Source organism: Spirillospora sp. NBC_01491, assembly GCF_036227065.1.
GTDB classification, from domain to species: Bacteria; Actinomycetota; Actinomycetes; order Streptosporangiales; family Streptosporangiaceae; genus Spirillospora; species Spirillospora xylanilytica.
In genome coordinates, this window is record NZ_CP109432.1 from 1158542 (window position 1) to 1181697 (window position 23156).

Consider the following 23156-nt stretch of genomic DNA (forward strand, 5'->3'; position numbering starts at 1 on the left):
CGCCCGGCCCGGCCTGGCTCATCCGTTGAGGAAGCGGTAGACCGCCTGGCGGCCCTGGGTGCCGCGCTCCTGGTTCTGGACCGAGTGCGCGGCGCCCTTCACCACCACCAGCTCGCCGCGCGGCGCGTACCGGACGGCCTCCCGCGCCCATTCGAGCGGCGTCGACAGGTCGTGGTCCCCGTTGACCAGCAGGAAGGGGATGTCCGGCAGCCGTCCGGGCTCGGCGCCGTGGCGGGCCGCCGGCCAGTTGAGGCAGCTCTGGACGAAGCCGTTGCCGACCGCGGTGTCCGCGGTGAACGGCCAGGTGGCGCCGGCGGGCAGCCGCGCGCGGGTCCGCTCCAGGAGCTCGGCGCGCTTCGCCACCGGGGTCTCGGAGGTGCCCCAGGGGAAAGCGCCGTCACCGCAGATCGTCGCGACGTGCGATCCGGAACTGTAGGACGCGTGGTCGTCGTCGCCGGAGTTCATCAGCTCGAGCAGCCTGTCCAGGCGGGCGGGCTCGCCGCGGCGCGCCTCGTGGATCGCGCGCACGGCGTCCCCGGACCCGGCGGGCAGGCCCCCCGGGTCCGGGGAGCGGTAGGTGGGGTCGCGGAACTCGTAGCTGACGAGCATGTCCCAGATCAGTACGGCGTCCTTGCGGTGCCGGGCGAGCCAGGCCAGGTCCCGGGCCGGGTCGTAGCCGCAGGCCGGAGCGGTCGCGCACGCGGCGCGGAGCACGCGGCCGGTGGCCCGGAGCCCGGTCAGGTAGAGCATGTCGTCGCCCTGCGGGTCGGTGTAGGGCAGGACGGAGTCGAGCACGACCCTGCTGACGTTGCGCGGGTGCGCGGCGGCGTAGCGGGCGGCGACGAACGAGCCGTACGAGACGCCGTCCACCGCCATCTTCCGCGTGCCGAGCGCCTGGCGCAGCAGGTCCAGGTCGCCGACGGTCTGCTCGGTGGTGTAGTACTGCCGCTCGCCGCCGAGGATGCCCGCGCACTCGCTCACCGCCTCGGGCGGGGCGGGCTCGATGTCGGAGCCGCCGACGGCGGCCTGGAGCCGCGGGCAGTCGATCCCGCCGAACTCGCCGGTGCCGCGCTGGTCGATCATCACGAACCGGTGGGTCTTGGCCAGCTCGGGCAGCCGGCCGCCGGTGAGCGAGGAGATGTAGGGGACGCCGGGCTGTCCCGGACCGCCGGTCAGGAACAGCAGGACGCCCTTGGGTGCGTCGGTGTTCCCCGCGGTCGCGACCTGGAGGTCCAGCTCGCCCCCCGCCCGGCCGCGGTGGTCGAGCGGCACGGTGAGGGTCGAGCAGGTGAAGCCCGGCTGGCCCGCGCAGGGATGCGCGCCGGCCAGCCTCGGGGGCGGCTTGGCGATGGACGGTGTGGGTGCTGCCGCCGCGGTCGCCCCGCCGGATGCGGCGAGGGCGAGGGGGAGGGCGAACACCGCGCTGAGACGTGATCGCATGGAGAGATCATCCACACTGCGGGCCGCGCCGTGGGCGGCGCAGCCGGAAGCGGCCACGGCCCGGTCCGGACGCGGTGGCCGGGGACGCGGTGTCACCGCCCGGGACGCCGCGTTCGCCCCCAGGCCCGCAGGCCGCTGGCCGAGCTGCGTGACGGGAAGGCCGCGGGCGGCTAACGTCGCGGCTCCGGGACGAGCGCGTCCGGCCCTGGGCAGGGCTGGTCCGGACGCTCCCCGGGTGGATAGTGAACGACGTTCGGTATGCGCGTCGAAGTGGAGGATCGAGTGTCCGACTACACGATGACCATCGGCGGCCAGGCCGTCGCCGCGCCCGGCACGTTCGGCGTGGTCGACCCCGCGACCGGGGAGGTCGCCGAGCGGGCACCCGACGCCTCGCGCGAGCAGCTCGACGCGGCGATGGCCGCCGCCCAGGCCGCCCTCCCCGGTTGGCGCGGGGACGAGGCGGCCCGGCGCAAGGCGCTGCACGCGGCGGCCGACCTGATGTTCGCCCGGTCGGAGGAGATCGGCCGGATCCTCACCCTGGAGCAGGGCAAGCCGCTCGCCGACGCCACCACGGAGGTGATGGGGGCCGGGGTCTGGCTGAAGTACTTCGCCGACCTGGAGCTGCCCCGCGAGGTGATCCAGGACGACGGCGCCGCCCGCGTCGAGGTGGTCCGCCGCCCGATGGGCGTGGTCGCGGCCATCACGCCGTGGAACTTCCCGCTGCTGCTGGGGATCTGGAAGCTCGCGCCGGCGCTGCGGGCCGGGAACACCATGGTGCTCAAGCCGTCGCCGTACACCCCGCTGTCCACCCTCAAGCTCGGCGAGGTGCTGCGCGAGGTGCTGCCGCCCGGCGTCCTCAACGTGGTCAGCGGCGGCGACCGGCTCGGCGCCTGGATGACCTCGCACGAGGTCCCCCGCAAGATCAGCTTCACCGGCAGCGTCGCGACCGGCAAGCGGGTCGCCGCCGCCGCCGCGCCCGACCTCAAGCGGGTCACCCTGGAGCTCGGCGGCAACGACCCGGCGATCCTGCTCGACGACGCCGACCCCGCGGCCGTCGCCGGGAGGCTGTTCGGCGCCGCGTTCCACAACAACGGCCAGGTCTGCTCGGCGATCAAGCGGGTGTACGTGCCCGAGGCGCTCTACTCCGACGTCGTCGACGCGCTCGCCGAGCTCGCCCGCGCCGCCAGGGTCGGCAACGGCCTGGACGAGGGCGTCCAGTACGGGCCGGTCAACAACCGGGCGCAGTTCGAGCGGGTCGGCGAGCTGGTCGCCGACGCGCTCGCGGGCGGCGCCCGCGCGGCGGCCGGCGGCCGGCCGATCGACGGCCCCGGCTACTTCTTCGAGCCGACCATCCTCGCCGACGTCGCCGACGGCGCCCGGATCGTGGACGAGGAGCAGTTCGGCCCGGCGCTGCCCATCGTCAGGTACCGCGACCTGGACGAGGCGATCGCCCGCGCCAACGGCACCCACTTCGGCCTGTCCGGCTCGGTGTGGGGCGCCGACGCCGAACGGGCCGGCGAGGTCGCCGGCCGGCTGGAGTGCGGCACCGCGTGGGTCAACACGCACCTGGCGCTGGCCCCGCACCAGCCGTTCGGCGGGTTCAAGTGGAGCGGCATCGGCGTCGAGAACGGGCCGTGGGGACTGTACGGATTCACCGACATGCAGGTCATCCACCACTCCAAGCTGTGACCGCGCCTTCCTCTCGCACCTCGCCGTCCCGTCCCGCGCCCCCGTCCCGCGCCGCCGCCCCGGTCTCCCCGCGCCCGGCTCCGGCACCTCACCGGAGCCCGGCATATGCGGAAGGTCACGACTTCGAAGCCCGAAAGTGACATGGCACCTACTAGTAGTCCAGACCGGAATAGGAGACTCTCTCCGCGGGATGCCGAGATCCGCATCACCGACCGTGGAGGGGCCGGATGGACACGTGGAACGTCATGCGCCAGGACGACCTCGGCAACGAGTTCACGATGGCCGCCCACGACTCCAGGGTCGCGGCGCTCGCCCAGGTCCTGTCCCTGGAGAGCGGCGTCCCGCACAAGCAGGCGTACTGGGTGGCCGGGCCGCCGGGACCGGCCGTCCAGACCAACCGCGACCTCTACCTGCACTTCCTGCACCTCGGGCAGGAGGCGAGGGCGGCGTCGTGGTCCCTGTCGGCGTTCCTGCGCGCGCTCTGGAAGGTCAGCGCCCCGCTGAGCGACCGCGAGCGGCTCGAACCCGACGACGTCGCCGCGATGTTCGCCGCGGCCTCCACCACCCCGCCCGCCGGCTACGACCCGGAGTGGAGCGGCAAGGACCTGGCGCTCCCCGGCGACGAGCCGGACGGGTACGCCGACTGGGAACGGGTGATCCTCTCCCAGCTCGCCGACCTGGAGGACTTCCTGGCCGCGCCGCCCGGCCCGCAGGCGCGCTTCGGCGTGGACGCGCCGCGTCCTCCCGGCACCGGCGCCCGCGCCACCCCCGGCCGCTGGTACAACTTCGACCCCGCCACCTACCTGGAGTGCGCGGTCGCCGGGAGCCTCGGCGGCTGGGACGCCGACGACGGCGCCCGGGTGCCGCTGCCCCCGAAGCCGGGCGAGTCCCCGTCCCGCTCGTACGTGCGCGCCATCACCACCATGACCTGGGCCGACCTGGCGCGGATCGCGGTGTGCGGGCAGATGTACGAGTGAGGCCCGGGGTCAGCCCGCGAGGCCGCCCCGGTGGCCGAGGAGCACGGCGATGCGCTCCAGGTTCTGGAGGCGGCGCCCGATCTCCGCGGGCTCGAGGACGCCGTCCTCGACGACGATCAGGGTGCCCCGCTCCAGCCGCCACGGGGTGATCTCGTCCCGCAGGTGCGCCTGGACGAGCTCGGGCGACAGGAACGGGCGGGCCGCGTCCGGGTCGCCGCTCTCCAGCCGGTACCGCCGGTCGAACTCGTCGTCCCCGCTCTCCACCTCGGCCCTCTTGCCGAGGGCGCGTGCCATCCGGGACCCGAGGCCGCGCCGGTGCACCTCCATGCCGGGCCGCCCGCCGCCGAGCTCGGCGGCGGCCACCACGATGTCGTGCACGGTCGTGGTGGAGTGGGTCCGTCCGGAGCCGGTGCCGCTGTTGCCGCGGGTCTCGTAGGTGCAGTGGCACACATCGGCCCAGAGCGCGCCGGACCGCCCGTGCAGGAGGCGGCGGACGCGGAACGACGAAAGGCCCATCAGATCGTGCCAGGGCACTCGGATCGTGCCGTGGCAGTAGTACCAGCCATGCTCACGGGCCCAGGCGCTGAGGCCGTGCGAGCCGTCCCGCCGCCGCGACAGCGCGCCCCAGACGTTGCCGCCGACCACCACCACGAAGACGGCGGCGATCAGGGCGGGGACCGCGAGGCCGAGGAAGGAGTCCATGTCAGCTGTGCCCGATGCCGCCGCCGAAGTTCATCACGACCACGCCGACCACGATGATCGCGGCTCCGGCGACGGCTGCCGGGCGGACCGGCTCGCCGAACAGCAGCACGCCCCCGGCGAACGCGCCGATGGTGCCGAGCGCCGACCAGATCGCGTAGACCGGGCCGACGTTCAGCGCGGTGAGCGCCCTGGCCATCAGGAAGAAGGAGACCAGGTAGCCGACCACCACCACGCTCGACGGGCCCAGCCTGCTCAGCCCCTCGGACGCGCGCAGCGCCAGGGTCGCGGTGACCTCGAAGAGGACGGCCAGGACGAGCAGCACGTACGGCATGGGGGTCCCGTCAGCGTTCGGTCGCGTGGGCCGCCCCGACGGCCTCGAAGACCTTCATGTCGGCCTCCCAGGGGGTGCCGGGCCGGGGCCAGTGCAGCGCGATGTCGGTGATGCCGAGCTCAGCGTAGCGCCCGGCCAGGTCGTCGAAGGCGTCCGCCGACTCGATCCACGGCTCATCGGTGAAGCCGGTCAGGAGCAGGTGCCGCAGGTCGCCCGGGTCGCGGCCCTCGGCCTCGCACGCCTCGCGCAGCGCGGCGAGCTGGTCCCGGACGGCGTCCTCGGGCGCCGCGCCGTCCTTGCTGCCGTTGGTGACCCAGACGGTGCCGTACCGGGCCGCCAGCCGCATCCCGCGCGGGCCGTTGCCGGCGATCACGAACGGGACCCGCGGGCGCTGCACGCAGCCGGGCTCCGAGACGACCTCGCGGGCGCAGTAGTGGGCGCCCTCGAACGTCGTCTCCGGGCCGCGCAGCACCAGGTCGAGCAGCTCCACCCACTCGGCGAAGCGGTCGGCGCGCTCCCGGGCCGTCCACTCCGGGCCGCCGAGGATGCCCGCGTCGGAGGTGCGGGCGGTGCCGCCCGCGCCGATGCCGACGGTCAGCCGGCCGCCGCTGATGTGGTCGACCGTCTTGATCGCGTGGGCGGTCGGGACGGGGTGCCGGAAGTTGGGCGAGGTGACCAGCGTGCCGAGCCGGACCCGCGAGGTGACCGCCGCGGCGGCGGCGAGCGTGGTGAAGGCGTCGTACCAGGGCGTGGTGCCCCGCCAGGCGGTGTGGTCGTAGACCCAGGCGGTGTCGAAGCCGCACTCCTCGGCGCGCCGCCAGGTCTCCCCGGCCTCCGGCCAGGACTGCATGGGCCACATCACCGTGCCGATCCGCGGTGCCGTCACGGGCTCCCCTCTCATCCGTGCGCGCCCGCCTCCGGACGCCGTCCTGTCAATCATCCTGGCCCGGTGGAGCGGTCACGACCAGCGCCGGGACCGGTTCCGGCGAGCCAGCTCCGGAGCGCCCACCACCAGTGCGCGGCCAGCGCGACCGCCGCGCCGCCCTCCGGGTCGGTCAGCGGGCGGCCGGTGAGCTCCTGGAGGCGGCGCACCCGGTACTTGACGGTGTTGCCGTGCACGTGGAGGGCGGCGGCCGTCGGCTCGATCCGCCCGCCGTGGTCGAGGTAGGCGAGCGCGGTCCCGGCGAGCTGCCGGTGGAAGGGGTCGTCGCCGTCGAGCCCGCCGAGCAGCCCGCCGGCCAGCAGCCGCCCGAGTTCCGGCTCGGCCGCGGTCACGGTGAGCAGGGACAGGTCGGTGAGCCGCCGCAGCCCGGTGAGCCCGGCCGCGCCGCCCGCCCGCAGCACCCGGTGGCCGAGCCCGTAGAGGGGCGCGACGTCGGCGGGCCGGGCGGGCGGCGCGGCCACCAGCAGCGGCCCGTCCGGCGCGGGCTCCGGCAGCCGGGCGACCAGCGCGGCGAACCGCCCGTCGACCAGGCCGCAGAGCCCCGGGCCGGCGGCGGTGAGGACGGTCTCCAGCCGGGCGGCGACGGCCGGGTCGCTGACGTCGGAGACCACGCAGTGGTAGGACGCGGCGGGATCCAGCGGCGCGAGCACCGGCGCCGGCTCGCCGCGCAGGAGGCGCCGCAGCATCTGCGCGCGGCCCTCCCGGGTGGTGCGGGCCATCTCCAGCTCGGCGACCCGGTGGGCGTGCACCATGCGGTGCACCAGCACCGTGGTGATCTCGTCGATCCGGGTGACGCCGTCGAGCAGGGCGCCCGCGGGCACCTCCAGTCGGCGGCCCTCGGCGATCAGCGCCCGGACCAGGTGCGCGCGGCCCGCCTGGAAGCCGTCCAGGAAGTCGGCGACGGGCACGCCCTGCCGCGCCCGGTCCGAACCGAGCCGCCCGGCCGCGGCCAGCACCTCGGCGCCGGGCTCGCCCCCGTTCTCCAGGGCGGCCAGCACCCCGTGCAGCAGCGCCCGGGTGTGCCGCCGCGTCTCCTCCTCGGGGAGCGCGGCGACCAGGTCGGACTCGCCGCGCGCGACGCGCACCGTGGACTCCACCAGCCCCGGGTCGCCGCCGCGCTCGAGCAGCAGCCGCAGGAACCGGTCGCGGTCGCTCGTCACCATGGTCGTCATCTCTCCGCCGCGGGCGGCCGGTTGTCCCAGCCGGACAACCGACCTCACCAGGATTGGATGTGGCCAGCCTAGGCCACCCGTGCCGGGATGTGCTTTGGTGGTAGCAGACAACGCCTAGGAGCCGTCCATGTCCGATGAGGAGAAGTTCCTCGACAAGCTGGCGACCGACCTGATCTACCGGTTCCCACCGTCGTTCGACTCGCTCGAGGACGAGCGCCGGCACCGCAAGGAGCGCCTCGCCGCAGCGTTCCGGATCTTCGGCAGGTTCGGCTTCGAGGAGGGCGTGGCCGGGCACATCACCGCCCGCGACCCCGAGCACACCGACCATTTCTGGGTCAACCCGTTCGGCATGTCGTTCAAGCACATCAGGGTCAGCGACCTGATCCTGGTGAACCACGCGGGCCAGGTCGTCGAGGGCCGCTACCCGGTCAACGAGGCCGCGTTCGCGATCCACTCCCAGGTGCACCAGGCCCGGCCGGACGTGGTGGCCGCCGCGCACAGCCACTCCACCCACGGGCGGGCCGTCTCGGCGCTCGGCCAGAAGCTGGAGCCGATCACCCAGGACGTGTGCGCGTTCTACCAGGACCACGGCCTGTTCGACGACTACACCGGCGTGGTCACCGACCTGGAGGAGGGCAAGCGGATCGCGGCCGCCCTCGGCGGCCACAAAGCCCTCATCCTGCGCAACCACGGCCTGCTCACCGTCGGCGACACCGTGGACGCCGCGGCCTGGTGGTTCATCACCATGGAGCGCTCGTGCCAGGTGCAGCTACTGGCCAAGGCCGCCGGGCAGGTGGTGCCGATCGAGCACGAGAACGCCGAGCTCACCCATCGGCAGATCGGCAACGACCTGGTCGGCTGGATCAACTACCAGCCGCTGTACGACCAGATCACCCGCGAGCAGCCCGACCTGTTCGAGTAGGCGCCCGCCCCCGCTGGACGCCCTCACACCCGGGCCCGGCACCGGCTCCCAGCCGGCGGCCGGGCCTCGGCCGTCTCCGCGCTACCAGCCGTCTCCGCCGTCTTCGCCGTCATTCGCCCAGGCCGTCGGCACCGCTGGCCTCCCCGCCGCCGGCGGGCCCCTTCAGCGGCAGCACGACCTGGAAGCGGGTGTCGCCGGGACGGGACTCCACCCGGATGTCGCCGTTGTGGCGGTCGGCAATGATGCGCCAGGAGATATCCAGGCCGAGCCCGGTGCCCTGCCCGACCGGCTTGGTGGTGAAGAACGGCGTGAAGATCCGTCCGAGGTCGTCCTCGGGGATGCCGTGGCCGGTGTCGGCGATCTCCACCACCGCGTTGCCGTTCTCGCGGCCGGTGCGGACGGTGAGGGTGCCGGTGCCGCCCATCGCATGCAGCGCGTTCACGATGAGGTTGGTCCACACCTGGTTGAGCTCGGCGGCGAAGACCGGCACCGGCGGCAGGTCCGGGGCGTAGTCGGTGCGCAGCTCCACGCCGGGGCCGATCTTGCGGCGGAGCATGGTGAGCGTGCTGTCGAGCAGCTCGCGCAGGTCGGCCCGGTGGTACTCGGCGCGGTCGAGCTGGGAGTACTGCCGGGCCGAGTCGAGCAGCGCGGTGATCCGGCTCATCGCCTCGGAGATCTCGGACTGCAACTGGGCGACCTCCAGCACCTCGGCCAGCCAGCGGGTGGCGGCGGGGAGCTGGTCGCCCGCGGCGGCGGCGACCTCCTCGGCGTCCGCCACCCCGATCCCGGCGGCGACCAGGCCGGGCGCCAGGTCCCACGCGTCCCCGACGCCGTGCTCCTCCAGCCAGTCGCCGAGCTCGTCCTCGGCGTCGCTGACCTCCATGGGACCGCGGGCGGCCGGCGTCGCGCCCGGCGTCGCGCCCGGCGTCGCGCCCGGCTCCTTGAGGCGCTCGCGCAGCCGGACCAGCGTGCCGAGGTGGCCGCAGTCGACACCCGCGGCGGCCAGCTCGGCCAGCCGCCGCTGCGCGCCCAGCAGCCGGTCGCCGAGCTCGGCGCTCGCCCGCGCCGCCGCCGCGGCCGGGTTGTTGAGCTCGTGGGTGAGCCCGGCGGTGATCGTGCCGAGCGCGGTGAGCCGCTCGCGCTGGTCGACGGCGCGGCGGCTGTTGCTCATCCCGACGAAGTTGCCCTCAAGCAGGTGCGTGGCCATCGGGAACCACTCGCGCACCGCCTTGGCGAACTTGCGGGCCGGCAGCGCGAAGATCCGGGACGGCGCGAGGGCGCGCAGCGTGTGCTGGTACTTCTGCACGACCCGGTCGTCCAGGTAGGCCTGGACGGCGCCGCCGTACACGCCCGGACGGGAGGTGCGGCTGACCTCGACGCTGTGCCCCCGCACCAGCTGGGTCATCAGGACCTCGCCGTCCAGCAGGACGTACAGGAACTCGGCGGGGTCGCCCTGGGCGCAGACGACCGAGTCGGCGGGGTGCTCCCGCGCCGTGCCGTGCGAGGACAGCCACGCCAGCTTCGCGTCGTCGAGGGCCTCGAACAGGAAGAGCCCGCGCAGCTCGCCGGGCGGCACCGTCGTCATGACTGCTCCAGGTATCGGTGGACGAGGGCGACGGCCATGGCGCCGTCGCCCACCGCCGAGGCGACCCGCTTCATCGACTCCGACCGTACGTCGCCCGCCGCGAACACGCCGGGGACGCTGGTCTCCAGATGGTACGGCTGGCGCTGCAACGGCCAGCCCGCCGGGCGGCGGCCCCCGGCGACCAGGTCGGGGCCGGTGACCACGTAGCCGCGGTCGTCGCACTCGACGTAGCCGTCCAGCCAGCCGGTGAACGGCTGCGCGCCGATGAACACGAACAGCCAGTGCGCGTCGATCGTCCTGGTCCCGCCCGGCGTGTCGACGACGAGCCGTTCCAGCCGGTCGGAGCCTTCCGCGCCGGCCACCGTCGTGCCGGTGTGCACCTCGATGTTGGGGGTCGCGGCGATCTGCTCGACCAGGTAGTGCGACATGGACTTCTCCAGGCCGCCGGCGCGGACCACCAGGTGGACCCGCTCGGCGTACCGGGCCAGGTGCACCGCCGCCTGCCCGGCCGAGTTGGCGCCGCCGATGACGGCGACCTCCTCGTTCGCGCAGGCCGGCGCCTCGGTCACCGCCGCGCCGTAGAACACGCCGCGGCCGACCAGGCCGTCCACTCCCGGGGCGTCCAGCCGCCGGTACGACACCCCGGTCGCGACGATCACGGCGTGCGCGGCGATCTCGGTGCCGTCGCTCAGCCGCGCCACCCGGGTCGCGCCGCGCGACTCCAGCGCGACGACCTCGCCGGTGGCCAGCAGCTCCACGCCGAACCGGTCGGCCTGCCGGCGGGCCCGGTCGGCGAGCTGCTGCCCGGACACCCCGTCGGGGAAGCCCAGGTAGTTCTCGATGCGGGAGCTCTGCCCGGCCTGGCCGCCGAGCGCGTGCCGCTCGACCACCACCGTGTCGAGCCCCTCGGACGCGCCGTACACCGCCGCGCCCAGCCCGGACGGCCCGCCGCCGATCACGATCAGGTCGTAGAACCCGGTGGACGGCGCCGTCGGCAGCCCCACCGCCGCGGCCAGTTCGGCGTCGCTCGGCGCGGCCAGCGCGGTGCCGTCGGCGGTGACCACCAGCGGCAGCTCCGGCGCCCCCGCCGCCGCGACCAGCTCCGCGCCCTCGGGGTCGCCGTCCATCAGCCAGGTGTAGGGCACCTGGTGCCGGGCCAGGAAGTCGCGGACCTCGTAGGAGCGGGCGGACCAGCGGTGCCCGACCACCCGCAGCTCCCCGGGGCCGCGCCGGTCGGTGCGCTTCCACGCGTCGAGCTGCGCGTCGATCACCGGGTAGAACTTCTCCTCCGGCGGGTTCCACGGCTTGAGCAGGTAGTGGTCGAGGTCCACCACGTTGATCGCGCGGATCGCGGCGTCGGTGTCGGCGTAGGCGGTCAGCAGCACCCGGCGGGCGTAGGGGAACACGTCCATCGCCCGCTCCAGGAACTCCACCCCGTTCATCTCGGGCATCCGGTGGTCGGCCAGCAGCATCGCGGTGTCGTCGCCCCGCAGCCGCAGCTCCCCCAGCGCCTCCAGGGCCTGGCCGCCCGACTCGGCGCGCACGACCCGGTACGACCCGGCGTACCTGCGGCGCAGGTCCCGGGCCACGGCGCGGGACACCCCGGGGTCGTCGTCGACCGTGAGCAGCACTGGCTTGGACAACGGCCATCTCCCTCGACTCGCCCTGATTTCCCGCAAGGAGCCTACGACGGGCCGTCACCGGTTCCGTCCGCCGACCCCGCGCCCCAGGTCGATCGGGCGATCGGACATCATCGGGGCATGGAGCTGCGCGTCGCACTGATCGGTTACGGCACCGGCGGGGCGATCTTCCACGCCCCGCTGATCTCCTCGGTCCCCGGGCTGCGGCTGGCCGCGGTCGTGACGGGGGACCCGGCGCGGCAGGACGCCGTGCGCGCCCGCCACCCCGAGGCGAAGGTGCTGGCCGGCACCGACCGGCTGTGGGAGGCCACCGGCGCGTACGACCTGGTGGTGGTCACGGCGCCGAACCGGCAGCACGTGCCGCTCGCCCGGACGGCGCTGACCTCCGGCCTGCCCGTGGTGCTCGACAAGCCGGTCGCGGCGACCGCGGCCGACGCCCGGTCCCTCGCCGCGCTGAGCGCCGTCCGCGGGCTGCCGGTGATCCCGTTCCACAACCGGCGCTGGGACGGCGACTTCCGCACCGTCCGGCGACTGGCCGGCGACGGCTCGCTCGGCGGCGTGCTGCGCCTGGAGTCCCGGTTCGAGCGGTGGCGGCCCGAGGTCAGGCCCGGCTGGAAGGAGACCGCCGATCCGCGCGCCGCCGGCGGCGTCCTCTACGACCTCGGCCCCCATCTCATCGACCAGGCGATCACGCTGTTCGGCCGTCCCGAACGGGTGTACGCCGAGATCGACGCCCGCCGCCCCGGCGCCGCGGCGGCCGACGACGTGTTCGTCGCGCTCGCGCATCCCGGCGGGACCCGCTCCCACCTCTGGATGAGCGCGACCGCCTCCCACCCCGGCCCGAGGTTCCGGGTGCTCGGCGACGCCGCCGCCTACACCGTCCAGGGGATGGACGGCCAGGAGGAGGCGCTGCGCGCGGGCAGGACGCCCAAGGACCCCGGCTGGGGCATCGCGCGGCCCGAGTCGCACGGCCGCCTGGGCGTTCCGGGCGCCGAACGGCCCGAACCGACCGACCCGGGCGCCTACCAGGACTTCTACGCGGGCGTGGCGCGAACACTGCGCGGCGAGGCGGACCCCCCGGTGGACCTGGCCGACGCCATCACCGGTCTGGAGGTCATCGAGGCCGCCCTCCGGTCGGCCCGAACCCACGAGGTGACCACCCTCGCCCGCTGACCGACGGCCCGCAAGGCGGACCCGTCACATTGGACGCCCAGCCGACAGCCAGGCCGGGCCGGCCCGGCCCGGCCTACGGGTGTTCGCCGGTCAGAGGACCGAGACGTGGACGTGGTCGAAGTGGTTCTGGGTGACGCTGCCGCGGTCCTCCATCGCCTTCCAGGCGCCGCTGCCGCGCATGTCGTAGATGCGCTGGCGCCAGATGACGTACTTGATGCCCAGGCGGGAGGCGTTGGCGATCACGTAGTTGGCGACGGCGTCACCGTGCGCCTTGGCGGATGCGCTGGGCATGTTGCCGCCGGTGCTCTCCATGAAGTCGCAGGCCGTGCCGGTGCCGTGGTCCTGCGGGTCGCCGGGACGGGAGCAGCCGATGGTGGGGAACGGGCCGAACTTGCCGTCGATGGCCAGCATCGCGGTCCGCATCCGGGGGGTCATGCTGGTGCCGACGAGGGGCGACTTGGCGCCGCTGACGTCGTCGGGCTTGCCGCCCCCGCCGCCCCCGCCGCCGGGGGCCGACGGTGCGGCCGGCGTCTCGGGCTTGTACTTGACCAGGAGCTTGCGGACCTTGGACCGCTGGCCCTCCAGGTCGTCGATCTCCTTGCGCACCGCCTCGAGCTTGGTCTTGGCGGACTCCCTCGACCGGGACGCCTCGGCGGTGAGGGTGCGCAGGCTGGTGACGCGCCGGTCGTTCTTGCCGGCCAGGTGCTCGACCATGGTCGCGGCGCGGATCGCGGCGGCCGGGTCGTCGGCGGTCACGATCGGGATCGTGTCGAGCCGGCCGGTCATGTAGGTGGACGCGGCGATGCGCCGGACGTCCGCGCGCGCCGTCTCGTACTCGCGGCCGACCCGTTCGGCGTCGGCGCCCGCGCGCTGCGCGGCGCGCTTGGCCTCCTCCAGGCTGATCAGCTCGCCGCGGTACTCCTTGGACAGCGCGTCCGCCCGCTTCTTCAGCTTGGCGTACTCCGCCTTGAGGTCCTTCTTGGGTTCCGCGGGCGCGCTCGCCGCGGTCGCGGCGCTCCCCGGGACGGACGGCAGCAGCGCCGCGACGCCGAGCACCAGGGCCAGCGCCGCACGGCGCTTGGGTACCGGACGCCGGGCGCGCGGGGGGCTGTCGTCGGGATAGAAGGCCGCCACAGATCTCTCCTCAATAACATCCTGAAGATTGGCGGCACGCTACCACAATCGGCCATTTAGCCTCACATACTCGGATAAACACACAGAGTCACCCAAGGGCTACCGAAACCGGGACGGGCGAGAAGCGGGGCCGGGCCGCCGGTCGCGGCCCGGCCACGCCGGGAGGCCGCAGGCCCGTGCGCCATGGCTCTGCGGCCGTGCGTCAGAAACCGACCAGCTCCTCCCACCGCGGGACGCGGAGCCGCACCCGCAGGCGCAGACCCGCCTCGGCGGGCGTGCGGTTCCCTTTGCGGTTGTTGCACTTCCCACACGCGAGCACGGTGTTGTCCCAGGTGTCGGTGCCGCCGCGCGACTGCGGGAACACGTGGTCGATGGTGTGGCCGCGCTGCCCGCAGTAGCCGCAGCGGCCCTGGTCGCGCAGGTACACGCCGCGTTTGCTCCACGGCGGGCGCTTGCCGTGCCGCCACCGCATCGCGACGTACCTGACCAGCCTGAGCACCCGCGGCACAGGGAAGGGACCGATGGTGCGGCCCTCCTCCGCCTCCTCCACGACGGCCACCTGCCGCACCAGCATGCGGACCGCGTGCCGCAGATCCACCTTCTGCAACGGCTCGTAGGACGCGTTCAGGACGAGCACGTTCACCGGGTCACCTCCTAGCCCGAGTGCCGCTCCCCCGCCAAGATTCGAACTTGGACTTCCGCATTAACGGTGCGGCGTTCTGCCGTTGAACTACGAAGGAATGGTCCGGCAATTCTCCGGATTCCGGGCATTTCCCGGAAGCCCTCATCAGAGTGCCGATCTCCCCGAACGAGGGCAAGGCATTTTCTTCCCGGAACGGGGGTCGGCGAAGCCCCCGCCCTGGGAAGAGTACGTGACCGGACACCGGATCAGTTCGAGGGACCCGGCGCCGGGTCGGCGCGCGCCAGTGTGGGCAGCGCCGGCCCGGCCCACTCGTCCCACCAGTCCCGGCCGCCGTGCCCCGGCAGCGGAAGGGCCTCCAGCGCGACGGCACGTTCGGGGCGCTCGGGGTACTCGGGGCATTCGGCGACGCCCCGCGCGAGCCGGACCGGCACGCTCCCGCCCCCATCGGGCCGTGCGCCCCAGAAACGCAGAACGTCATCGCCGTCGAGGATGCGGCGCGCGAGGATCTCCCGCTCCCCCGCCCGCCGTCCCCCGCCGAGCCACTCTCGCTGCTCGGCGAACAGCCGGTACGAGAGCCCCCGGAGCAGATTGGCCGCGGTCAGCATGTGCCCGTACGGAACGCCGCGCACCACCAGTTCCGGTAATCCGAACCGATGCAGCCCCGCCGTCTCGGCCCGCACCCGTGTCAAGCCGGCGCCGTCCTCCGCCTCCCTCTCCCGTCCCGGCGCGTCGCCCGATGTGCTTCCCGCCTGCCGGATGGGCGGCGCGGGCGGGGACGGTCGGCCGGGACGGTTTTCGAGGGAGAGGAAGACGCCCACCCATTCCTGCCCGAGGACGAAGCGTTCGGGTTCGGCGGGGGACCCGCGGTCGCGGACGAGCACCTGGTTGGCGGCCAGGTCGACGGCCACGCCGCCGGTCGCGGCGGCGAGGGTGCGGGCGGCCAGCCGGGCCGCCTGGGCGTGTCGGGGCTGCGCGGCGGGGGCGGCGACCGAGGTCACGACGATGTGCCGGGTGGCGCCGAGCACGCGTTCCAGGCTGTCGGCCGGGCCGCCGAGCGCGTGCAGGCGGTCGCTCCACCGGGTGGGGGCGTCGTGGCCGCCGTCGACGGTGAGCAGGGGCGAGCCGAGCAGGTCGCGGGCGGTGTGGGCCGGGCCGGTGCGGCCGAGGACGTCGCGGAGGTACGCGGCGTCCGGCGTGGCGGGCTCGCCGGTGGCCACCAGGAATCGGGTGGTGACCGATGCGGGGACGTGCAGGGTGAGCCGTGCGCTCATGAGCGGCCTCCTCGGTTCCGCGGGCCTTCGGGGCCCGCGGAACCAGGCTCGCCCCCCGGACGGCCGCCGAACACTAGAACCGAGTTCTGTGGATAACTTCGCTCAGCCGGGCGGCCCGCGCACGACGGCCGGAACGCCCACCGGCCGCCCTGAAGGGACGGCGGCGGGGAGGATCAGGCGCCCGCCCTAGGAGTCCGGGCGAATCCCCTGGCCCGGGTCGCGGCCCCGTCGGAGCGCCGTTCGGCGATCGCCGCGGGACGTCCGCCCGGGACGGCCCGTCCCGCCTCCCGCGACGACCGAACACCGACGTCGTCGCGGTCGGACGTCATCGTCGTGCCGGATCCGACCTCCACCCCGGTCTCCGCGTCTTCGGGGTCGTCGCCCGAACGGAGCCACAGGCCGCCTGCCAGGGCCGCCGCGAGCAGGACGGCGGCGACCATCGCGGCGACCACCCACGGCCTCACCCCGCGCCTGCGCTGCGGGGGCACCGCCCACGTGGGCATCGTGGGCTGTGAGGGCGCCTCCGGCTCCCCCGCCTCCGGCACGTCGGTGACCTCGGGGATGTCGGGGACCTCGCCGGTGAGGCGCAGCAGCAGGTCGGCCGCCGAGGGCCGCCGGTCGGGGTCCTGGGCGAGGGCCCGCCGCACCAGTTCCTTGAGCGCGCCCTCGTCGAGCCCGGTGAGGTCGGGGGCGCCGTACGACTCGTCCGCGCCGAACGGCACCTGTCCGGACACCGCGAACAGGAGCGTGGCGCCCCAGGCGAAGACGTCAGGAGCGGGCCCGAGGTCGCCCGTGCGGGCCTGCTCGGGTGACATGAACCCCGACACGCCGGAGTCGCCGCCGGTCAGGCTCGCGAGCCCGAAACCGATGACGCACGGCCCGTCCGGCCCGAGGACCACGTTCCCGGGACGCAGGTCGCCGTGCGCGACGCCCGCCCGGTGGATCGCCGCCAGCGCCCGCGCGGTGCCGACCGCCAGCCGCGCCAGCTCGGTGCCTCGCAGCGGGCCCTCCTCGCGGACCGCGCGCCGCAGCGACGGGCCAGGCACGTACTCGCTGACGATGTAGGGACGGTCGCCGGCGGGTTCGGCGTCCAGCACCCGTGCCGTGCAGAACCGCGCCACCCGCCGGGCGTCGCGGGCCCTCCGCTCGAACCGCTCCGCGGCGACCGCGTCCTCGGGTTCGGGCAGTACGCGCACGGCGACCTCGGCGCCTCCCGGGGAGATCCCGAGGAAGACCGGGCCCTCGCCCAGCCGTCCCCGGAGCCGGTAGGGGCCGAGGCGCGCGGGATCGTCACCGCGCAACGGTCGCATGGACGGCAGTTCCTCTCGTTCGATATCGGATGTCAACGGGGGCGCGGCCCCGCGCCGGGCAGGTCGGCGGCGCCGGCCTGGAACTCCAGCGACTCGCGCTCGCGCCGGTAGCCGAGCTCGGCGTTCACCGCGAGCATGTGCTCGTTGTCGCCCGCGTTGTCGGTCTCGATCTCGCGGACCTCGGGGCGCTCCACCGCGAGCCACTCCAGCATCGCGGCCTTGACCCAGATGCCCAGCCTGCGCCCGCGGTGCTCGGGCACGACCGCGGTGTCGTACTGGGCGGCCCGGCCGGTGGCGCCGAGCGGCACCACGACTTCGGTGAACCCGGCGATCGAGCCCTGGTGCAGGGCCGCCACGGTGTACAGGTCATCGCCGCGCTTGGCGACCACCTGGGCCATCTCGCGGACCCGGTGGGCGTCCCATGGCGCCCCCTCGTACTCGGCCAGGTCGGCCATGGCGTGCTTGGCGCGGGCGAGCGCCCCGGCGTGCTCGCCCGGCACCACGCCCCGCCACCGGACGAGCCCGTACCCCTGCGGGCCGGCGGCGACCAGCCCGGCCACCCGCCCGGCGGGCACGTCGTCGAGGCGGAGCAGCAGCCCGCGCAGCGTCAACACGCACTCGAACCCGTGCGACTCCAGAAACGGGACGGCCGGGGTCCCGGCCAGGACCTGCGCGATCACGCTGGACCGGCCGTCGGCGCGCAGCCCCTCGGCCGCCACCGCCAGCAGCCGGCCGCCGAGGCCGCGCCTGCGGTGCCCGGGCCGCACCTTGATGTCGATCTCGGCGGGACGGTCGGCGCCGGGCTCGCCGGGCAGCCGCAGCGTCGCCACCGCGACGATGCCGCCGTCGACGACCGCCCACAGCCGCTGCCGGGACGCCGGCTCGGCGCCCAGCAGCCGCGCCGCCGTCTGGTCCGGCTCGGGCGCGGGCTCCCCGGCGGGATCCGCGGCGTGCACGGCGGTGAGCACGGCGTGCCACTGCCGGATCTGCGCGTCCGTCGGATCATCGAGCGCGATGACGTCCATCCGACTTTTCTACAGGACGCGGGGCCGCGCCGAAGGCCACCCCGGGCAACCCGTGGCCGGGAAACCGGCGGCCTCCCGGTCAGCGGGAGAAGGCGTTCAGGATGCGCTCGGCGGCGAGCGCCGGAGGCAGCGTCCCGCCGGCCACCTCCGCCTCCAGCCCCGGGGCGAGGTCGCGCACCGCCGGATGCTCGCGCAGCTCGGTCAGCAGGCGGTCGCGGACCATCGCCCACGTCCACCCGACCTGCTGCCGGCGTCGCCGCGCCTCCAGCTCGCCCGACTCCCGGAGCCGGTCCTGGTGCTCGACCAGGTGCCGCCAGACGGTGTCGAGCCCGGTGTTCTCCAGGGCGCTGCACGTCAGCACGGGGGTGTCGTGGACGCGCTCGTCGCTCCGCAGCATCCGCAGCGCCCCGGCCAGCTCCCGGGCGGCCTTCCGGGCGTCCATCTCGTGCGGCCCGTCGGCCTTGTTGACCGCGATCACGTCGGCCAGCTCCAGGACGCCCTTCTTGATGCCCTGGAGCTGGTCGCCGGTCCGGGCGAGGGTGAGGAACAGGAACGAGTCGACCATCTCGGCGACGGTCGTCTCGGACTGCCCCACCCCCACCGTCTCGACCAGCACCACGTCGTACCCGGCGGCCTCCATGACCACCATCGCCTCGCGGGTGGCCTTGGCGACGCCGCCGAGCGTGCCCGCGGTGGGCGACGGCCGGATGAACGCGTCCGGGTCGACGGCCAGGCGCTGCATGCGCGTCTTGTCGCCCAGGATGCTGCCGCCGCTGCGCGTCGAGGACGGATCGACGGCCAGCACCGCCACCCGGTGCCCGGCCGCGGTGAGGTCGCTGCCGAGCGCGTCGACGAAGGTGGACTTGCCGACCCCGGGCACGCCGGTGATCCCGACCCGGCGGGCGCCGCCGGCGTGCGGGGTCAGCTCGACCAGCAGCCGCTGCGCCAGCTCCCGGTGGTCGGGCCGGGACGACTCCACCAGCGTGATCGCGCGCGCGATCCACGCGCGCGACCCGTCCAGGACCCCCTTGACGTAGTCGTCGAGTCCCTTGCTCACGCGGCGGAGTGGCCCAGGCCCCGGGCCAGGTCGTGGAGGAGGCCGAGGGCGGCGTCGGCCAGGACGGTGCCGGGCGGGAAGATCGCGGCGGCGCCGGCGGCGTGCAGCTCGTCGAAGTCCTGCGGCGGGATCACCCCGCCGACGACGATCATGATGTCGTCGCGGCCCAGCCCGGCCAGCTCGGCGCGGAGCGCCGGCACCAGGGTGAGGTGCCCGGCGGCGAGCGAGTTGACGCCGACCACGTGCACGTCGGCCTCGACGGCCTGCCGGGCGACCTCGCCGGGGGTCTGGAACAGCGGGCCGACGTCGACGTCGAAGCCGAGGTCGGCGAAGCCGGTGGCGATCACCTTCTGGCCCCGGTCGTGGCCGTCCTGGCCCATCTTGGCGACCAGGATGCGGGGCCGCCGCCCCTCGGCCGCCTCGAACGCGGCGGTCGCCGCGCGGGCCTTCTCGATCGCCGACATCCTGCCCGCCTCCTCCCGGTACACCCCGGAGATGGTACGGATCTGCGCGGCGTGCCGCCCGTACGACCGCTCCAGCGCGTCGGAGATCTCGCCGACGGTGGCCTTGGCCCTGGCCGCGGTGATGGCGAGCGCGAGCAGGTTCTGGTCGAGGCCGGGCGCGCGGGTCCCCTTCTCGGCGTCCTCGGCGGCCCGGGTGAGCGCGCCGAGGGCGGCGGCGGTCGCGTTCTCGTCGCGCTCCTCGCGGAGCCGGCGCAGCTTGTCGATCTGCTGGGCGCGGACCGAGGCGTTGTCCACCTTGAGGACGTCGATGTTCTCGGGGGCGTCCGGGCGGTACTTGTTGACGCCGATGACCGGCTGCCGGCCGGAGTCGATGCGCGCCTGCGTGCGGGCGGCGGCCTCCTCGATGCGCAGCTTGGGCAGCCCCTCGTCGATGGCCTTGGCCATCCCGCCGGCCTCCTCGACCTCGCCGATGTGCGCCCAGGCGCGGCGGGCCAGGTCGTAGGTGAGCCGCTCGACGTAGTTGCTGCCGCCCCACGGGTCGATCGCGCGGGTGGTGCCCGACTCCTGCTGGAGCAGCAGCTGGGTGTTCCGGGCGATGCGGGCCGAGAAGTCGGTCGGCAGGGCGAGGGCCTCGTCCAGCGCGTTGGTGTGCAGCGACTGGGTGTGCCCCTGGGTCGCGGCCATGGCCTCGATGCAGGTGCGCGCCACGTTGTTGAAGACGTCCTGGGCGGTCAGCGACCAGCCGGAGGTCTGCGAGTGGGTGCGCAGCGACAGCGACTTGGCGTTCTGCGGGTCGAACTGCCTGACCAGCTTGGCCCACAGCAGCCGGGCGGCGCGGAGCTTGGCGACCTCCATGAAGAAGTTCATGCCGATCGCCCAGAAGAACGACAGCCGCGGCGCGAACGCGTCGATGTCGAGGCCCGCCTCGCGTCCGGCCCGGATGTACTCCACGCCGTCGGCGAGGGTGTAGGCCAGCTCCAGGTCGGCGGTGGCCCCGGCCTCCTGGATGTGGTACCCGGAGATCGAGATCGAGTTGTACTTGGGCATCCGCTGCGAGGTGAACGCGAAGATGTCGGAGATGATCCGCATCGACGGCGCCGGCGGGTAGATGTAGGTGTTGCGGACCATGAACTCCTTGAGGATGTCGTTCTGGATGGTCCCGGCGAGCCGCTCGGGCTCGACGCCCTGCTCCTGCGCGGCGGCGATGTAGAGCGCGAGGACGGGCAGCACCGCGCCGTTCATGGTCATCGACACGCTCATCCGGTCGAGCGGGATGCCGTCGAAGAGCTGCCGCATGTCGTAGATCGAGTCGATCGCCACGCCGGCCATCCCGACGTCGCCCGCCACGCGCGGGTGGTCGGAGTCGTAGCCGCGGTGGGTGGCCAGGTCGAACGCGACCGACAGGCCCTTCTGCCCGGCGGCGAGGTTGCGGCGGTAGAAGGCGTTGGACTCCTCGGCGGTGGAGAACCCGGCGTACTGCCGGATCGTCCACGGCTGGGTGGCGTACATGGCGGGGTAGGGGCCGCGCAGGTACGGGGCGATGCCCGGGTAGGTGCCGAGGAAGTCGAGCCCGGCCAGGTCGTCGCCGGTGTAGAGGGGGCGGACGCCGATGCCCTCGGGGGTGTCCCAGGTCAGCGCGTCGGGGTCCTTGCCGGTCGTCTCGGTGACGGCGGCGCGCCACCGCTTGGCGGCCTCGTCCGCGGGGGCCGCCGGTCCGAGGCCGATCTCGGAGAAGTCGGGGATCATCAGTTCACTCCCAGGTCGCCGAGGGTGGTCTCCAGCACCGCGATCGCGTCGCATCCGGCGAAGACGTGTCCGTCCACTCCATCGTAGGAACCCCTGCCCGCGAGCCACACCCGTGCGGCGCCCGCGTCCTTGAGGGTGCGGGCGGCGCTCGCGGCCCCCTCTTCATAGATCCTGTCGCCGGAGCACAGGCAGGCGACGGCCGCGCCGGACGCCGCGAACTCCTCGGGCGGCCCGCCGACCGTCTCGATCCCGCCCGCCTGGAACAGGTTCGCGGCGAACGAGGCGCGCGCGGTGTGCGCGGCGATCGGGCCGAGGGTGGCGAGGAAGACCCTGGGGCGGGTCCCGGTGTCCGCCTCGTGCGCGTCCGAGCGGTCGCGGAGCGCCTCGAAGTCCTGCGCGTACCGGACGACGGGCAGGCCGCCGCCCGGGGCCCGCGGGGCGGGGTCGCGCTCGGGCAGCGTCTCGGCGAGGTTGGGGAACTCGCTGACGCCGGTCAGCGGCGCCTTGCGGCGGGCGATGTCGGTGCGGCGCCGCGCCCACGTCTCGGCGAGGCGCCCCCCGACGAGCCCGGAGCCGAGGGCCTCGGCCAGGCCGCCGGCGCCCTCGATATCGGTGAACCAGTCCCAGGCGGCCTGCGCGAGGTCCTCGCTGAGGCGCTCGACGTACCAGGAGCCGCCGGCCGGGTCGACCACGCGGGCGAGGCTCGACTCCTCCAGCAGCAGCGTCTGGGTGTTGCGGGCGATCCGGCGGGCGGAGTCGTCCGGCAGCCCGAGCCGGGCGTCGAACGGCTGGACGGTGACCGCGTCGGCCCCGCCCACGCCGGCCGCGAAGGTCGCGACGGTGGTGCGCAGCATGTTCACCCAGGGGTCGCGGCGGGTCATCATCGCCGACGAGGTCACCGCGTGGATCCGCGCCTCGGCGCCCTCGGCGCCGCTCACGCCGGCGACCCGCGCCCACAGCCGCCGCGCCGCGCGGAGCTTGGCGATGGACAGGAACTGGTCGGCGTTCACCGCGAGCCGGAACTCGATCTGCGCGAACGCCTCCTCGACGGTCAGCCCGGCCCCGGTGAGCGCCCGCAGGTAGGCGACCCCGGCCGCGACCGCGCCGCCGAGCTCCTCGGCGTCGCCGCCGCCCGCGTCGTGGTGGACGGTGGCGTCGACGGTGACGGCGCGCAGTCCCGGGAACTCGCGGGCGCACCGGACGGCCAGCGCGGCGGCGGGCTCCAGCGGCACGGCCGTGCCCGTCCGGGCGGCCAGGCCGAGGGGGTCGGCGCCGAGGTTCCCGGCCGCCTCCGCGGCGTTCCCGCGCTCGGTGACCAGCGCGAGGAACGCCTCGGCGGCCTCGGCGGTCAGCGCGCCGGCGTCGAGCACGACGGGCGCGAGGTCGAGGTGGACGCCGCGCAGCGCCTCGGGCAGGGCCCGCACCGGCAGCCCGGCGTCGCCGAGCGCGAGCCACACCGAGGTGGCCCCGTTCTCCAGGTCGGCGAGGATCGCCTCGCGGGTCACCGCCGGGTCGGGGTGCGCGTGCCGCTGCCGGACGTCCCAGCCGGCCAGGCCCTCGCCGTCGGGCCGCACCTCGCGCACGTACGGCGCGAGGCCGGGCCGTCCCGGCGGGGCGTCCCCGGCGGTGGAGAGCGCCGGGATCGGGACGCCGTCGTACGACGCGCCGGCCAGCAGGCCCTCGACCTCCTCCAGAGGGGTGTCGTCGGTGGCCGCGCCGGATTTGCGCAGCACCCCCTTCACCATCTCCCGCCACCGGTCCCGCTCGGCCGGGGGGAAGGCGGCGGCCAATTCGAGTTCTTCAGGCGGCACCGTCATGTCCTGGATCGTAAGCGAGCACGTACGGGACGCCCGGAACCGGGGTCCCCTGACCAGGCGGTCCATGGCCCGCGCGGGGTCTCCGGCAGGGCCGGCGGACGGTGGTTCACCTCCG

General features: G+C 74.7%; 19 protein-coding genes and 1 tRNA gene. 4 read left to right on the forward strand and 16 right to left on the reverse strand.

Annotated elements, in window-relative coordinates; all coding sequences use genetic code 11:
- Window positions 1-18: 18 nt before the first annotated feature.
- On the reverse strand, window positions 19-1440 hold the full coding sequence (locus tag OHA34_RS05600) for an alpha/beta fold hydrolase (protein WP_329520903.1): 1422 nt from the start codon (window positions 1438-1440) through the stop codon (window positions 19-21).
- A 282-nt stretch (window positions 1441-1722) separates the two neighbouring features.
- Here OHA34_RS05600 and OHA34_RS05605 point away from each other — a divergent pair, with 282 nt between their 5' ends.
- Window positions 1723-3129: an aldehyde dehydrogenase family protein gene (locus tag OHA34_RS05605; protein ID WP_285942864.1), complete on the forward strand. Its 1407-nt coding sequence runs from the start codon at window positions 1723-1725 to the stop codon at window positions 3127-3129.
- A 227-nt stretch (window positions 3130-3356) separates the two neighbouring features.
- A complete protein-coding gene (locus OHA34_RS05610; RefSeq protein ID WP_285942863.1) occupies window positions 3357-4106 on the forward strand; it encodes a hypothetical protein in 750 nt (249 codons plus the stop codon).
- A 9-nt stretch (window positions 4107-4115) separates the two neighbouring features.
- On the opposite strand, the gene OHA34_RS05615 is transcribed toward OHA34_RS05610, so the two are convergent.
- Genes OHA34_RS05615 through OHA34_RS05630 form a run of 4 tightly spaced genes read right to left on the reverse strand, consistent with a single transcriptional unit; the run spans window position 4116 to window position 7254 of the window.
- A complete protein-coding gene (locus tag OHA34_RS05615; protein WP_329520904.1) occupies window positions 4116-4808 on the reverse strand; it encodes a hypothetical protein in 693 nt (230 codons plus the stop codon).
- A 1-nt stretch (window position 4809) separates the two neighbouring features.
- Window positions 4810-5139, reverse strand: a complete 330-nt coding sequence (locus tag OHA34_RS05620; RefSeq protein ID WP_285942861.1) for a DMT family transporter — start codon at window positions 5137-5139, stop codon at window positions 4810-4812.
- 10 nt (window positions 5140-5149) lie between these two features.
- Window positions 5150-6025 carry an LLM class flavin-dependent oxidoreductase gene (locus OHA34_RS05625; protein WP_329520905.1) on the reverse strand — a complete coding sequence of 292 codons (876 nt, stop codon included), beginning with the start codon at window positions 6023-6025 and terminating at the stop codon, window positions 5150-5152.
- 50 nt (window positions 6026-6075) lie between these two features.
- Window positions 6076-7254: a helix-turn-helix domain-containing protein gene (locus tag OHA34_RS05630; protein WP_285942859.1), complete on the reverse strand. Its 1179-nt coding sequence runs from the start codon at window positions 7252-7254 to the stop codon at window positions 6076-6078.
- Between the two features lie 127 nt (window positions 7255-7381).
- Here OHA34_RS05630 and OHA34_RS05635 point away from each other — a divergent pair, with 127 nt between their 5' ends.
- Window positions 7382-8176 carry a class II aldolase/adducin family protein gene (locus OHA34_RS05635; RefSeq protein ID WP_329520906.1) on the forward strand — a complete coding sequence of 265 codons (795 nt, stop codon included), beginning with the start codon at window positions 7382-7384 and terminating at the stop codon, window positions 8174-8176.
- A 109-nt stretch (window positions 8177-8285) separates the two neighbouring features.
- On the opposite strand, the gene OHA34_RS05640 is transcribed toward OHA34_RS05635, so the two are convergent.
- Both OHA34_RS05640 and OHA34_RS05645 read right to left on the reverse strand, forming a co-directional pair.
- A complete protein-coding gene (locus OHA34_RS05640; protein ID WP_285942857.1) occupies window positions 8286-9761 on the reverse strand; it encodes an ATP-binding protein in 1476 nt (491 codons plus the stop codon).
- Entirely contained in the window at window positions 9758-11404 is a 1647-nt protein-coding gene (locus OHA34_RS05645; RefSeq protein ID WP_329520907.1) for an FAD-dependent oxidoreductase, read from the reverse strand. The genes OHA34_RS05640 and OHA34_RS05645 overlap by 4 nt, the downstream gene beginning before the upstream one ends.
- Window positions 11405-11521: 117 nt before the next feature.
- Between OHA34_RS05645 and OHA34_RS05650 the strand changes: the two genes are divergently transcribed.
- Window positions 11522-12574 carry a Gfo/Idh/MocA family oxidoreductase gene (locus tag OHA34_RS05650; RefSeq protein ID WP_329520908.1) on the forward strand — a complete coding sequence of 351 codons (1053 nt, stop codon included), beginning with the start codon at window positions 11522-11524 and terminating at the stop codon, window positions 12572-12574.
- Window positions 12575-12664: 90 nt separating this feature from the next.
- Here the strand turns inward: OHA34_RS05650 and OHA34_RS05655 are convergent, their stop codons facing one another.
- From OHA34_RS05655 to OHA34_RS05695, 9 genes are all read right to left on the reverse strand, one after another.
- Entirely contained in the window at window positions 12665-13708 is a 1044-nt protein-coding gene (locus OHA34_RS05655) for a coiled-coil domain-containing protein (protein ID WP_329520909.1), read from the reverse strand.
- 202 nt (window positions 13709-13910) lie between these two features.
- Window positions 13911-14351 (reverse strand): HNH endonuclease, encoded by a 441-nt coding sequence (locus OHA34_RS05660; protein ID WP_329520910.1) that lies wholly within the window; start codon window positions 14349-14351, stop codon window positions 13911-13913.
- Between the two features lie 26 nt (window positions 14352-14377).
- Window positions 14378-14448, reverse strand: a tRNA-Asn gene (locus OHA34_RS05665).
- A 148-nt stretch (window positions 14449-14596) separates the two neighbouring features.
- Window positions 14597-15622 carry a hypothetical protein gene (locus tag OHA34_RS05670; RefSeq protein WP_329520911.1) on the reverse strand — a complete coding sequence of 342 codons (1026 nt, stop codon included), beginning with the start codon at window positions 15620-15622 and terminating at the stop codon, window positions 14597-14599.
- A 173-nt stretch (window positions 15623-15795) separates the two neighbouring features.
- On the reverse strand, window positions 15796-16932 hold the full coding sequence (locus OHA34_RS05675; protein ID WP_329520912.1) for a serine/threonine-protein kinase: 1137 nt from the start codon (window positions 16930-16932) through the stop codon (window positions 15796-15798).
- 32 nt (window positions 16933-16964) lie between these two features.
- Window positions 16965-17957, reverse strand: a complete 993-nt coding sequence (locus OHA34_RS05680) for a GNAT family N-acetyltransferase (RefSeq protein ID WP_285942849.1) — start codon at window positions 17955-17957, stop codon at window positions 16965-16967.
- 79 nt (window positions 17958-18036) lie between these two features.
- On the reverse strand, window positions 18037-19014 hold the full coding sequence (meaB, locus tag OHA34_RS05685) for a methylmalonyl Co-A mutase-associated GTPase MeaB (protein WP_285942848.1): 978 nt from the start codon (window positions 19012-19014) through the stop codon (window positions 18037-18039).
- The gene (gene scpA / locus OHA34_RS05690; RefSeq protein ID WP_285942847.1) at window positions 19011-21224 is read right to left on the reverse strand and encodes a methylmalonyl-CoA mutase; all 2214 of its coding nucleotides are present in this window, start codon (window positions 21222-21224) and stop codon (window positions 19011-19013) included. The genes meaB and scpA overlap by 4 nt, the downstream gene beginning before the upstream one ends.
- A complete protein-coding gene (locus OHA34_RS05695; RefSeq protein WP_329520913.1) occupies window positions 21224-23041 on the reverse strand; it encodes a methylmalonyl-CoA mutase subunit beta in 1818 nt (605 codons plus the stop codon). The genes scpA and OHA34_RS05695 overlap by 1 nt, the downstream gene beginning before the upstream one ends.
- Window positions 23042-23156: the final 115 nt, after the last annotated feature.

Bases quoted from the DNA above. Each gene is read 5' to 3' on its own strand.
- OHA34_RS05600 (WP_329520903.1), bottom strand. From the start codon at position 1,440: ATGCGATCACGTCTCAGCGCGGTGTTCGCCCTCCCCCTCGCCCTCGCC.
- OHA34_RS05635 (WP_329520906.1), top strand. From the start codon at position 7,382: ATGTCCGATGAGGAGAAGTTCCTCGACAAGCTGGCGACCGACCTGATC.
- scpA (WP_285942847.1), bottom strand. From the start codon at position 21,224: ATGATCCCCGACTTCTCCGAGATCGGCCTCGGACCGGCGGCCCCCGCG.
- OHA34_RS05615 (WP_329520904.1), bottom strand. From the start codon at position 4,808: ATGGACTCCTTCCTCGGCCTCGCGGTCCCCGCCCTGATCGCCGCCGTC.
- OHA34_RS05650 (WP_329520908.1), top strand. From the start codon at position 11,522: ATGGAGCTGCGCGTCGCACTGATCGGTTACGGCACCGGCGGGGCGATC.
- OHA34_RS05630 (WP_285942859.1), bottom strand. From the start codon at position 7,254: ATGACGACCATGGTGACGAGCGACCGCGACCGGTTCCTGCGGCTGCTG.
- OHA34_RS05670 (WP_329520911.1), bottom strand. From the start codon at position 15,622: ATGAGCGCACGGCTCACCCTGCACGTCCCCGCATCGGTCACCACCCGA.
- OHA34_RS05640 (WP_285942857.1), bottom strand. From the start codon at position 9,761: ATGACGACGGTGCCGCCCGGCGAGCTGCGCGGGCTCTTCCTGTTCGAG.
- OHA34_RS05620 (WP_285942861.1), bottom strand. From the start codon at position 5,139: ATGCCGTACGTGCTGCTCGTCCTGGCCGTCCTCTTCGAGGTCACCGCG.
- OHA34_RS05675 (WP_329520912.1), bottom strand. From the start codon at position 16,932: ATGCGACCGTTGCGCGGTGACGATCCCGCGCGCCTCGGCCCCTACCGG.
- OHA34_RS05695 (WP_329520913.1), bottom strand. From the start codon at position 23,041: ATGACGGTGCCGCCTGAAGAACTCGAATTGGCCGCCGCCTTCCCCCCG.
- OHA34_RS05610 (WP_285942863.1), top strand. From the start codon at position 3,357: ATGGACACGTGGAACGTCATGCGCCAGGACGACCTCGGCAACGAGTTC.
- OHA34_RS05680 (WP_285942849.1), bottom strand. From the start codon at position 17,957: ATGGACGTCATCGCGCTCGATGATCCGACGGACGCGCAGATCCGGCAG.